At 60.3% G+C, this 11766-nt stretch carries 13 protein-coding genes and 2 pseudogenes; 10 read left to right on the top strand and 5 right to left on the bottom strand.

The window, feature by feature from the left end:
* Positions 1–100: 100 nt before the first annotated feature.
* Together ACS4RR_RS15010 and ACS4RR_RS15005 are read left to right on the top strand one after the other, a co-directional pair.
* Positions 101–580: an LBP/BPI/CETP family protein gene (locus ACS4RR_RS15010; RefSeq protein WP_026154139.1), complete on the top strand. Its 480-nt coding sequence runs from the start codon at positions 101–103 to the stop codon at positions 578–580.
* An 859-nt stretch (positions 581–1439) separates the two neighbouring features.
* Positions 1440–1730: a DUF982 domain-containing protein gene (locus tag ACS4RR_RS15005; RefSeq protein WP_017964215.1), complete on the top strand. Its 291-nt coding sequence runs from the start codon at positions 1440–1442 to the stop codon at positions 1728–1730.
* Positions 1731–2012: 282 nt separating this feature from the next.
* Here ACS4RR_RS15005 and ACS4RR_RS15000 read toward each other — a convergent pair whose 3' ends face one another.
* On the bottom strand, positions 2013–2840 hold the full coding sequence (locus ACS4RR_RS15000) for a nickel-binding protein (protein ID WP_162118661.1): 828 nt from the start codon (positions 2838–2840) through the stop codon (positions 2013–2015).
* A 440-nt stretch (positions 2841–3280) separates the two neighbouring features.
* On the opposite strand from ACS4RR_RS15000, the gene ACS4RR_RS14995 reads away from it, so the two are divergent.
* The 3 genes from ACS4RR_RS14995 to ACS4RR_RS14985 all read left to right on the top strand — a co-directional run bounded on the left by ACS4RR_RS14995 (position 3281) and on the right by ACS4RR_RS14985 (position 4102).
* Entirely contained in the window at positions 3281–3538 is a 258-nt protein-coding gene (locus ACS4RR_RS14995) for a DUF982 domain-containing protein (RefSeq protein WP_017964218.1), read from the top strand.
* 127 nt (positions 3539–3665) lie between these two features.
* Positions 3666–3836, top strand: a complete 171-nt coding sequence (locus ACS4RR_RS14990; protein ID WP_162039352.1) for a hypothetical protein — start codon at positions 3666–3668, stop codon at positions 3834–3836.
* A complete protein-coding gene (locus tag ACS4RR_RS14985; RefSeq protein ID WP_017964219.1) occupies positions 3836–4102 on the top strand; it encodes a hypothetical protein in 267 nt (88 codons plus the stop codon). Before ACS4RR_RS14990 ends, ACS4RR_RS14985 begins: the two co-directional genes overlap by 1 nt.
* A gap of 97 nt (positions 4103–4199) precedes the next feature.
* Here the strand turns inward: ACS4RR_RS14985 and ACS4RR_RS14980 are convergent.
* Positions 4200–4534, bottom strand: a pseudogene (locus ACS4RR_RS14980) (FAD-dependent monooxygenase); the annotation flags it as partial.
* Here ACS4RR_RS14980 and ACS4RR_RS14975 point away from each other — a divergent pair.
* Both ACS4RR_RS14975 and ACS4RR_RS14970 read left to right on the top strand, forming a co-directional pair.
* Positions 4523–4612, top strand: a pseudogene (locus ACS4RR_RS14975) (MarR family transcriptional regulator); the annotation flags it as partial. The pseudogenes ACS4RR_RS14980 and ACS4RR_RS14975 sit on opposite strands and share 12 nt — an antisense overlap.
* A 135-nt stretch (positions 4613–4747) precedes the next feature.
* Positions 4748–5224, top strand: a complete 477-nt coding sequence (locus ACS4RR_RS14970; RefSeq protein WP_222383912.1) for a DUF2938 domain-containing protein — start codon at positions 4748–4750, stop codon at positions 5222–5224.
* Between the two features lie 186 nt (positions 5225–5410).
* Here the strand turns inward: ACS4RR_RS14970 and ACS4RR_RS14965 are convergent, their stop codons facing one another.
* From ACS4RR_RS14965 to ACS4RR_RS14955, 3 genes are read right to left on the bottom strand one after another with little or no spacing between them, the layout of a single operon-like run.
* Positions 5411–6052: a ThuA domain-containing protein gene (locus ACS4RR_RS14965; protein ID WP_017964223.1), complete on the bottom strand. Its 642-nt coding sequence runs from the start codon at positions 6050–6052 to the stop codon at positions 5411–5413.
* An 18-nt stretch (positions 6053–6070) separates the two neighbouring features.
* Positions 6071–7171 (bottom strand): Gfo/Idh/MocA family protein, encoded by a 1101-nt coding sequence (locus ACS4RR_RS14960; protein WP_456188969.1) that lies wholly within the window; start codon positions 7169–7171, stop codon positions 6071–6073.
* 33 nt (positions 7172–7204) lie between these two features.
* Positions 7205–8404, bottom strand: coding sequence for an ROK family transcriptional regulator (locus tag ACS4RR_RS14955; protein WP_017964225.1), 1200 nt, complete (start codon positions 8402–8404; stop codon positions 7205–7207).
* Between the two features lie 198 nt (positions 8405–8602).
* Between ACS4RR_RS14955 and ACS4RR_RS14950 the strand changes: the two genes are divergently transcribed.
* From ACS4RR_RS14950 to ACS4RR_RS14940, 3 genes are all read left to right on the top strand, one after another.
* Positions 8603–9907, top strand: coding sequence for an ABC transporter substrate-binding protein (locus ACS4RR_RS14950; protein ID WP_170258051.1), 1305 nt, complete (start codon positions 8603–8605; stop codon positions 9905–9907).
* Between the two features lie 79 nt (positions 9908–9986).
* Entirely contained in the window at positions 9987–10925 is a 939-nt protein-coding gene (locus tag ACS4RR_RS14945) for a carbohydrate ABC transporter permease (protein ID WP_162118655.1), read from the top strand.
* Positions 10918–11766, top strand: coding sequence for a carbohydrate ABC transporter permease (locus ACS4RR_RS14940; RefSeq protein WP_018241950.1), 849 nt, complete (start codon positions 10918–10920; stop codon positions 11764–11766). Before ACS4RR_RS14945 ends, ACS4RR_RS14940 begins: the two co-directional genes overlap by 8 nt.

Here is an 11766-nt window from a genome sequence, read left to right as displayed (position 1 = left end):
TGTCGCGGCGACCGGCATTGCTTTGCCGATGGCCTGTTCCACGCTTATGATGCGGTGCGTCCGCGGACTGCTCATCGGACTATACGGAACGGAGAAAGAGATGCGTAATTGGCTGGGCCTGCTTGCGGCAGGTGCTCTTGTCTTGCAACCGCTCACAGTCTCACAAGCGCAAGCAGCAAATGCGCTGGAGCGGGCGATCGCAGAAGCGCAACCTTGCAGGTCGCTCAAGGCGAAGGTCTCGAGTTTTGGGATTACCGTGCAGGTCGGCGTCGACAAGCTCGATTCCGTGAAGATCGAAAACCTCCAGGTGTCGGTGAATGGCGACGCTGCGGAGGCCAGTGCCCGAGGCACGCTGGCCTGCAAGACATCGGACGAAGCTCTCGTCAAAGGCGGGTTCTCGGCGACCGCGGAAGTCCATCTGCAGGTCGACCTTGCGACTTGCAAGACCGCCGAGAGTTCGATCGAGATCGTGCAGACTGGCGGTCGCTTCGGCGATGTTGTCAAAGGACTCCAGACCGAGATTTCCGACGCGCTGCGCCGAAGTCTCGAGAAGAACATCGCGAAGATCTGCGAGAGGTAATCGACGACTTTGACGCCGCTCAAGCCTTCCGCGGTTTGAGGCGCTCCCACTCCCTGTCGATCATCGGCGCGGAGGAGTTCGTCGTCCATCCGATCGCCGGGTAGGGAAGGCGCGGTTCAGTCGCCACATTCCATCAGCACGTCTGCATTTAGCGGAATCCGAAGAAACTCAAAATCGCGAGCACGATAACGACAGCGCCGACGAGCCAGATCAAATTGTTCATGGGAAACCGTTCTCCTGTTTGAGATCGGGCCAACTGTGGCCCGATCACATAACGGTGAAGCAGGTTAGGAGTTCCCGAACGGCCCATTGCTGTCGCGTGCCGCCCCTGGTGCAAAACCAATTTCGGTTCTAAATCTTTCAATAGCTGCACGAGCGAGCATTGCCGGGTCTGAACCCATCCGCGCATGCCGGGTTTACCGATGTATTCCGCTGATATTGATAATCCTGGTGATCCTGCCTTGCAGGCGACGTACAGGAAGACGTGATCGCGGATACGCCGATCAGCACTCCCGCTACCAACGTAAAAAATTGGTTCATCTGAACGTCTCCTCGCAAGGTTGTCATGGTGGCAATCTACCATGCCAACACGAGCCTATGCGAAAACTTCTGGGGCGCTAGACGCACGCTCAGCTGAGCCGAAACATTCGTATGATTGATCAACCAATCTCAAATCGTGATGGGTCGAACCTCAGCCGATGATCAACTTCGCTTCAGTCTAGTCTGATCGGGCTATTCTGCCGTTATGGAAGTAGTTGCGTGGCCGTTAATAGTCAGGCGAATTTGATTTTGACTTGAATAAATCGGGGTTCTTCAGTAGAATTACGCCATAAAATAGTAATATAAATGGGAGGATACTATGTCGTCAACTCGGTTTGATCCGATTCTGCTGCATCGTCAACATTTCATCGATGAGGTCACGTGCCTCGATGAAATCTTCGATGTTCTGGAGGAGTGGCCGGAGGACAAACGGGGTTTGGCATATGAAACGCTGTTGAAGGCGTGCAGAGATACCGCCAACGGGCGTTTCCCGCTGAGCGCTGCACGCGAGAATTTCCGTCGGTTCCTCAAGATGTCGGGCGTGCTGGCGAAGGTCGAGGGTGGCCCCAAATTCGAGCGGCTGATGAACGAGCATATGGGCAATGCTTAGCAAGACAGGCTTTTGACGAGGCTATCCGATAGCAGACGAGAACGCGCCGCCACTTTGCGGTGCGTTCTCGTCTCAACGTCTGCTGGCCTGAAGTGGTCGCAAACTCCAGATTCGCTCTTCGTCTTCAGCTCTTTGTTTTCACGCATGTCGCTGTCGCAAAATCGCGGCACAGTTTTGCGCCCTGTGCTTTGATGATCGCCTATTTCTTCGCCACCAAGCGCGCGGCGCGGCAAGCCCTGCCAAGAGGCAGATGCCTGTTCGGGTGTTGGATCTCGACAAATCTTAGCCAAGGCCGGCGCTGGCCCAATCGCATCGGAAGACCAGCATGGGCTTCGAAAACCCCTTGAACCGTCGGCGAGCTACGTGAGCGAAGAGATCGGCGGCGCCGTATTCGCGAAAAATGTTCTCCGAGACGAGGATCTGGTCGCTGGAGGCTGCCGCACAGAGACGCGCGGCAAGTTGCACGGTCGAGCCGAAGAGGTCGTTGCTGTCCTCGACCGGTTCGCCGCAGTCCAGTCCAATGCGGATGTGGATCGGTTCGGTGTTACCGCCGTTGTAACGCTTGAATTCCCGCTGGATCGCCATTGCGCATTCGACGGCTGCTGTTGTCGCGGCGAAGGCCGCCATGATGCCGTCGCCGGTGTGTTTCACTTCGCGGCCCGAATTCTGGCTGAGGCATCGGCGCACGATGGCATCATGGGCTCTGACCATTTCGGTCGCAATCCGGTCGCCGAGGCGCGATGTCATCGCTGTCGATCCGACGATGTCGGTAAAGAGGATTGCTCGGTGGCCGGGATCGACGTCGCTGGACGACTGACCGGGTGCCGGCTCAGGATCGTGAATTCGGCCGAGAAAAGCCTCGACCGCCGACAAGGCAACCTCGACGATCTCGGCGGCGACGAAGCCGTGCGCTTCGCGATGCACACATTGCGCGGTTTCGGCATCCGGTGCATCCACGAGGCAAAAGGCGGTCCCGCGCCGCTGATCGAACCAGTAGGTCAGGAATTTGACGCCGTACTTGTCCTGGATATCGAGATCCATGCGATGCGCCCTGGCAACGTCGGCGGCTGACGTTCCTTCAAGAAAGTGCCGGTCCATGAAGATAGGCATCGCGCGCTCCTCCCAGATCCGCCGCGTGCAGGATAGATGGCATTGTACGACCCGGATGAAACTCCGTCCACCTCTGGGACAATCCATGAATGATTATAGGGGTTTTTGCTTCCGGCAATGCATATGAGTTGCTGTAATCCTTGTAGAGTATAAAAGGAAAGACTGAGTTTTAATCAGCAGGCCTGGGAGGGGAAGCCCGATATTTACCATAATCAGTCGCTTAATGACTGATCGCAGGATCCCAGTTCAGGCTCCATGTTCTCAAAAGCAGCGGCTGCAGGGGATCTGGAGGGGACGAAAGGAACGCCTACACTGCGAGCATCGCTGACCAAGATCAAATCCCGTGAAGCCACCCTTCGGCTGGTGACGCGGCCTACCAACGGCACGCAACTTGCATCGTACCCATGAGCTCCACTGAAATTGGGAAAAGCTGTAGCAAAGTGAGACAGACGGCACATTTTCGACCGGTTGGCTTGGCCTCAATGGGGATCGGCCATTATGCCGTTATTAACTCCGTGTGGGACGCCGCGCGCACGCTGCTGCGCGACTGGCCGGTAGACGACGGTGAAGAGTATTTCGAGGCCGTCAAGTCGTGCCTAGATGCGATCATCGGCGATCTCCCACCGGAACACGTGCGGGCGGCCTTCATCAGGGCAGCACAGGAGGCCGGCATCGCCGTCATAGAAGCGGCCGACTGAGTATCTGGCTCGCCTCGACCCCAGCCTCCGCCTGACCACACCCGTCCTCAAAGCCATATCATCCAAACGCTTGACTTTTCCTGCCGAAGTTCTAACGTAGAACAAAACAGGAACATTGGAGATGATCATGACGCACACGGAACAGGTGATCGCCAACGCCCTCGCGCTCGTCGAAGCGTCCCGCGCAGCCCGCGAGCGGGATCAACAGCGGCGCGCCGCCTGGCAGAGAAAGGTCGAACTCAGCCGGCCGCTGCCGCCATTGCCGCGCCCTGTGCAATTGCCGTTGGCGCTGAACTGATGCAGCCGGCAAAAGTCTTGGAACCCCATCGGCCTCGACCCGAACAAACTGGACCTGATCAAACCTGGCCCGATCAAGCCTGGCCAGATCAAGCTTGGGAAGTCGAAGCCGTGCTTGCCTGGCATGACGACAATGCCAAGGCGGCGATACGCTCGCTGCTCGATGACTGCAAACATCTCCGCCAGCAATTGGCGCTGGCGGAAAGCGTGATGAGCCGCGGGATGGCCCGCGGATGGGCGCCGCGATACGAGCGGGATGCCCTCTAAAGATCCGTGTGCCCCGTTTATAGCGCGGCACCTCTAACGCTCCTCATCCTTATACGTTGCCCATCGGGCGGAGCCTCGAAGGATCTGCCGCAACGCTTTCGAACGGACGCGTCGGCTGGCCGGCGACAGCTTTGAGCGGCGCATCGGGCGCACGGTCGCCCGCAAGCAGGCCGGCGTTCCGCTCCGGCTTTTCCAGCGCGAGGGAGGAATTGGGATAGCCGATATCGAGTTGATGCACATCACGGCCGCGCCCGCATATTGCCGCGCTTCATGGCGTCGAGAAGATTGGTCGCCAGACCGAGCACGGCGGCGGCGCTCTTCCTCATAGCTGTCGAGCAGCGCGTCAGGGGCGCTGGCAGCAACCGCCGCCAGTTTCCATCCGAGATTATAGGCGTCCTGAACGCTGGTATTCAGGCCCTGTCCGCCGACCGCCGCGTGCGCGAGGCGGTCATCAGCCCGAAGGGCAAGGCAATGACCGATCGCATCGATATCGCCCGCGAGCGGATGGGCGAGGGCGAACCGCAGGCGGATTAGCCTCTGAATCACTCCGGAATGTGGCCTTTGAATTCATCGGAGCCATTGCGCCGGCGCGTCGGCGATGATCTTGTAGCGTCGTGCAATCGCAACGTTTTCCGGTGATTCCCAATGTTCGACATTCTGTGGCGCGGCCTGGTGATCGGCGCCGGCGCAACCATCCTGATGGACCTCTGGGCGATCCTGCTCACCCGGTTCGGCCAGGCGGCGCCCAACTGGGCACCTGTGGGACGCTGGTTCTGGCACCTTGGCCGCGGCAAGGTCTTTCACGAGAGCATTGCCGATGCCGAGCCCTATGCCCAAGAACTGGCGCTCGGCTGGATCAGCCACTACGCCGTCGGCATCCTCTATGGGGTGATCTTCGCCATCATCATGGGCTCGGCCTGGCTGGCCGCCCCGGCATTTCTACCCGCCTGGATCTTCGGCATTATCACCGTCGGGGCAGGGTGGTTCCTATTGCAGCCGGGCCTGGGCATCGGCTGGGCCGCTTCCAAACATCCGACCCCGAACAAGGTCCGGTGCTTCAATCTGCTGGCTCACACTGTTTTCGCGCTGGGGCTTTATGGGACGGCGTTGATCATCGGCTGAGATCAGCCAAAACCCCTCCCCAACCCCTCCCCACAAGGGGGAGGGGCTAAGACTGCCGCACCCGCTTTCTAGATCTGCGACGTTTCAAGAAGAACGAGGTGGGCGCTCCGGGTTAGTCCCTCCCCCTTGTGGGGAGGGGTTGGGGAGGGGCCTTTCTTGGATACCCACGAACCGAACAGCCTCGCCTCACCGCGCCGCCCAGTTGGCGCCGCGGCGGAAGATGGTCTTCATCTGGGGAACGTCGAATTCCTTGGCCTGATGGCCGAGCGAGGAATAGAAGACCCGGCCCTTGCCGTATTTCCGCTTCCAGACGACGGGCATGACGACGCCGTCGATCCAGTAGGCATGTTCGCCGGTGAACTTCGTCGTCGCCAGAACCTCATTCGAGGGGTCGACATGCATGTAATATTGCTCTGATGTATAGGGGAAATCGGCGATACCCTCCATCAGCGGATCGTCAGCCCGGGTGATGTTGACGGTATAGTCGATGATGTTGCCGGGGTGAGCCACCCACTGGCCGCCGATGATGAACTGGTAGTCGACGGAATCGCGGAAGGCATCGCCCGCGCCGCCGTGATAGCCGGCGATGCCGACGCCGCTTTCGATCGCCGTGGCGAGGTTCTTGACCTCCTCCTTCTCGATCTTCGACATCGTCATGATCGGCACGACGAGGCTGAGATCATGGACGGAAGGGTCGGCAAGCGCCTCGGTGCCGTGTTCGAGATAGACCTTGAAACCGTCTTCCTCGAGCATGGTCTTGATGATTTCGGCGCACTCCTGCGGCTCATGCCCGCTCCAGCCGCCCCAGACGATCAGTGCTTCACGCATAGTCTTTCCTCCTGAAACTTATTTCGCCAGCCGTCCGTCGACGATGGAATCGGACAGCGGGGCAGGGCGCTCCGTCGCCGTGGTGATCGCGACCGTTCGGCCGGTCGCGGCGGCGATGTGGAACGCTTCCATGACTTCGAGCACATGCAGCGCCAGGTCGCCATTGGCGCGGTGCGGCCGGTTGGAGCGGATCGCATGCGCCATGTCGGCGACGCCGAGCGAGCGGTAGTTGCCGTCGGCATAGGGCGCGGTGACCGGTTGGTCCTCGAACGGCCCACCCTTCTTCAGATATTCCACCGGGCCGGCGAACTTGTTGGGATCGGGAACGATCAGCGTGCCTTCGGTGCCGTAGACCTCAAGCGGCACATGCTTGTGGCCGGCGACATCGAAGCTCATGGCGATCTGGACGACGGCGCCGTTGGCAAAGGCCATCATGCCGGCGACATGGGTCGGCACATGCACGGGAATGCGCTCGCCATTGCGCGGTTCGCTGGTGATCAGCCGTTCGGCGCGCGGCGTCGTCGCAAAACCCGCAACTTGCGAAACCGGTCCGAGAAGATTGACGAGATCGGTGATGTAATAGGGACCCATGTCGAGCATCGGCCCGCCGCCGACTTCGTAATAGAAGTCCGGGTTCGGATGCCAGCGCTCATGGCCCGGGCACATGAAGCTCGCCGAGCCGCCGACCGGCTGGCCGATGACGCCCTGGTCGATCAGCGCGCGGGCCGTCTGGTGGCCACCGCCGAGGAAGGTGTCGGGGGCAGCACCAATGCGCAGATTCCTCGCCTTGGCGGCATCCGCCAATTTTTTCCCTTCCGCGAAATTAATCCCGAGCGGCTTTTCCGAATAGGTATGTTTGCCGGCCTCGAGCGCCTGCAGCGCGACCGCGACATGGGCTTTCGGGATCGTCAGATTGACGATGATCTCGACCTTCGGATCGGCGAAAAGCTCTTCGATCGATCGGGCGGGAACGTTGAATTCCTTAGCCTTCGCCTCGGCCAGCTCCCGATTGAGATCGGCAACGCCGCGAATATCGAGAATGGGAAAGGATGCCATCGCCGTGAGATAGGCGCCTGAAATATTGCCGCATCCGACGATGCCGATACCGACTCTCTCCATGAATTCCTCCATTGATTGTGATTGTGGCGCCCGTCAGAGCGCCGGCCCGGTCGTGCTCCAGGGCGATTCGTAAAGCTCGTAGAGCGCCACGGCAGCCGCGCCCTGCGCCCAGAAATCATCGCTCGAATCGTCGAAGACGAGTTCGCTCACCCCCTTCAGCGACGGCGGAATGGCGAGCGCATAGGCATCGCGCAGGCTGTTCAGAAAGGGTTCGCCAAGCGCCAGGCTCGAGCCCACAAGGATGACGCGGGGCGGCGCAAACAGCGTGACGATGTTGGCGATGGTCAATCCCACCGCTTCGCCGGCGCGGATGGCGGCGCTTATCAGCCGGTCGTCATCGGCCTTGATCAGCGCCTGCGCATGGTTCATGCCGCGGCCGAGCCGGATCGCTTCGGCAAAACGCCCGTCGGCTGGTTGTTCGCCGAGGATGGCGCTTTCGCCGGCCTGGCTGAAAAGCCGGATGACGCCGTTCGGCCCCATGCCGAGCACGAGGTCGCCGAGATTGTGGCTGAGGCCGCCGGCGCCGCGAAACAGGCCGTTGCCGTGCAGCACGCCGAGCCCCAACGTTTGTTCCAGCGAAATCAATACCATATCCTCGAGATCACGCGCCTTTCCGAACCAGTGATGGCCAAGCGTGATGGCGTGCGCATCACTTTCGACGATGGTCGGCGTTGCCAGCCGCGTCGACATCTCGGCGGCGAAATCGACGTTGGTGTCGCGAAAGATCGGGCTGCTTCTGATATAGCCGGTGCGGTGCTCGATGACGCCGGGAAAGCCGAGGCAGACGCTGTCGACATCCTCGAGCGACAGCCCGGCATCGACGACGCAACGCCTGACGCCGTCCTCGACGAGATCGGCGATGACGCCGATCGGCTGCCGGTCGATGCGGATCGGCAAGGCGAGCTTCGACAGCACGTCGCCGCGGAAATTGGTGACGACGAAGACCATCCTGTTGGCGGCGATCTTGGCGCCCACCACGCGGGCGGCATCCGGATTGAGCTCCAGCGCCACGCGCGGCCTGCCGCGCACCGCCTCGTTGCGGATGTCGCCTTCATGGCGCGGCAGGATCAGCCCGTCGTCGAGCAGCGACGCGGTGATGGCGGAAACGGTGGTGGTGGAAAGCTCGGTGCGTTCGCTGATCTCGATGCGCGAGATCGGACCATGGCGCCGGATGGTATCGAGCACGTTCAAGCGATTGATCGCGCGCATCAATTCTGGATCTGCGGTCTTCATAAAAACTAGCCGGCATCGTTTGTTGGGCGGAACCCAATATTTTTAACGGGTTACGAAATAAATAGCAGGCAATCCCGTGGGCCTGTCAAGCGTATTTGGTAAAAATAGCAGCGATTGGGTTGACATCCGGGCAAAGCTCCGCTGAATTAATCCGCATAGGGGAAAAATTGTGAGGATAGACCCCTGGGAGGAAAATCAATGAATTTTATGCTGAAGAACGCCGCTTTCGGCGGCAGGCGCATTGTATCCATGGCTGCGGCAGCCGGCCTGTTGTTGGCGGGAGCGGGCGCCGCCTCGGCGACGACGGTGGTGAAATGGCTGCATCTCGAGCTCGACCCGAAAAACGTCGCGGCCTGGGAAGACATCGTCAAGAAATACGAAGCCCAGCATCCCGACGTCGACATCCAGATGCAGTTCCTCGAAAACGAGGCCTTCAAGGCCAAGCTTCCGACATTGCTCCAGTCCGACGACGTGCCGGATTTCTTTTTCAGCTGGGGCGGCGGCGTGTTGAAGCAGCAGTCCGAGACCGGCGCGCTCCAGGATGTGACGGCAGCGCTTGATGGCGATGGCGGCAAGCTGCGCAGCGCCTATACCCCGTCTTCGGTCGATGGCCTGACTTTCGACGGCAAGACCTGGGCCATTCCCTACAAGGTCGGTCTCGTCAGCTTCTTCTACAACAAGACGCTGTTTGCCAAGGCGGGCGTCAAAGCCGAAGACATCAAGACCTGGAGCGATTTTCTCGCCACGGTTCAGAAGATCAAGGCGGCCGGCATCGTGCCGATCGCCGGCGGCGGTGGTGAGAAATGGCCTATCCATTTCTACTGGAGCTATCTCGTCATGCGCGAGGGCGGCCAGAAGGTGTTCGAAGCGGCCAAGAACGGCGAGGGCGAAGGTTTCCTTGATCCGGCTATCATCAAGGCCGGCGACGACCTCGCCGAACTCGGCAAGCTCGAGCCGTTCCAGCCCGGCTATCTCGGTGCGACCTGGCCGCAAACGCTCGGCGTTTTCGGCGACGGCAAGGCTGCGATGATCCTCGGCTTTGAAGCGACCGAGGCCAACCAGCGCAAGAATGCCGGCGACGGCAAGGGGCTTTCATCAGACAATATCGGCCGTTTCGTCTTCCCGACGGTCGAAGGCGGCGCCGGCAAACCGACCGATACGCTTGGCGGCCTGAACGGCTGGGCCGTCACCAAGAAGGCCTCCAAGGAAGCGCTCGATTTCCTCGCCTTCCTCACCAATGCGGAAAACGAGCGGGCAATGGCCAAGGCCGGCATGTTGCTTCCCGTTGCCGTCGGCGCCGATGACGGCGTCGTCAATCCGCTGCTGGCCGAATCGGCCAAACAGCTTGCCGGTTCGACCTGGCATCAGAACTTCTTCGACCAGGATCTCGGCGCGGCCGTCGGCCGTGTCGTCAACGACGTCTCCGTGGAAATCGTCTCCGGCCAGATGAATTCCAAGGACGGTGCCCAGATGATCCAGGACGCTTTCGAGCTGGAACAATAACCAGCGCCCGCAGAGCCTTCCCGGCGCTCTCGATCAAGTGGAGCGCCGGCATTGCTGCCGACGAACGAAAGCAGGACCCATGGCCAATATTTCAGTACCCTCGGTAACATCGGCCGCGAGGCCGGCAAGACGGGCCGCAAACCGGAAAAGCTCGGTCGCCCACGACCGGCTGACGGTGCTGCTCATCTTTCTGCCGCCAGCGCTGCTGCTCTTCACGCTCTTCGTCATCATGCCGATGGGCGAGGCGGCCTGGTATAGCCTGTACAAGTGGAACGGCTATGGCACGCCGACCGAGTTCATCGCGCTGCGTAATTTCCAAGTTCTGTTCCGCAATGCGGCCTTCACCCAGGCGCTGGTCAATAACGGCCTGATCATCGTGATCTCGATCTGCATCCAGGTGCCGCTCGCCATCTGGCTGGCCACCATGCTGGCGCACCGCATTCCGGGTGTCGTCGGTTACCGCCTGATCTTCTTCCTGCCCTATGTGCTGGCGGACGTTGCCGCGGGCCTCATCTGGCGCTTTGTCTATGATGGCGACTATGGCCTGTTTGCCGCCGTTTCCAACTTCTTCGGCTTCGCCAACCCTTACGTGCTCGCCGACAAGGACGTGGCGATCTATGCCGTGCTTGGCGTTATCGTCTGGAAATATTTCGGTTTCCACATGATGCTGTTCATCGCCGGCCTGCAATCCGTCGACAAGAGCGTGCTGGAGGCAGCCGAAATCGACGGCGCCACCGGCTGGCAGAAGTTCCGTTATGTCACCCTGCCGCTGCTCGGCTCGACCTTGCGTCTTTCGATCTTCTTTGCCGTCGTCGGCTCGCTGCAGCTCTTCGACATGATCATGCCGCTGACCGGCGGCGGGCCGTCCAACTCCACCCAGACGATGGTCACCTTCCTCTACACCTACGGCGTCATGCGCATGCAGGTCGGCCTCGGCAGCGCCGTCGGCGTGGTGCTCTTCATCATCTGCGTGACGCTCGCCTTCGGTTACAAAAGGATATTCATGCGCCATGACTGATATGAGCTCCTCCATCCGCATGAGCACGTCAACACGCGTCTATCTCTACGCGTCGCTGAGCCTGATTGCCGCGATCGTGCTCGTACCGCTGCTGACGACCGCACTCGGTGGCTTCAAGACGCTGGGCGACCTGCGCACCAATCCCTTCGGCCTGCCGACGGAGTGGCAATGGGCGAACTACACAGATATTCTCTTCGGTGAACGCTACTGGCTGCAGATCGGCAATTCGCTGGTGATCGCGTCGCTCACCGTCCTCCTGACGCTGATCGTCTCGTCGATGGCGGCTTTCGCCTTTGCCCATGTCCGCTTTTTCGGATCGTCCTTCCTGCTCAATTATTTCCTGCTCGGCCTGATGTTTCCGGCGGCGACCGCGATCCTGCCGCTGTTCATTCGCATCCGCGATCTCGGCCTGCTCGATACCTATTGGGGCGTGGTGCTGCCGCAGGTGGCTTTCGGTCTCGGCATGAGCATCCTGCTGTTTCGAAACTATTTCCGCAATCTTCCGGAAGAATTGTTTCAGGCGGCCTTCGTCGACGGCTGCGGTTATCTCCGCTTCTTCTGGCATATCTCGCTGCCGCTCTCCCGCCCGATCGTCGCCACCGTCAGCATCATTTCCTTCGTCGGCAGCTGGAACAGCTACATCCTGCCGCTGATCATGCTGAACTCGGAATCGAAATATCCCTGGCCGCTCGGCATCATGGTCTATCGCGGCGAGTACGGCACGGAATGGCAGCTGGTGCTGGCCTTCATCACGCTGACCATCCTTCCCACCATCATCGTCTTTTTCGTCGCCCAGAGACACATCATCGCCGGTCTGACCGCCGGCGCCGTGAAGTCCTGA

The sequence above is a fragment of the Rhizobium zaerense genome (assembly GCF_051810725.1).
Lineage (GTDB): Bacteria > Pseudomonadota > Alphaproteobacteria > Rhizobiales > Rhizobiaceae > Rhizobium > Rhizobium leguminosarum_I.
The sequence above is the reverse complement of the archived record's forward strand: the minus strand, read 5'-3'. Positions and strand labels throughout refer to the sequence as shown.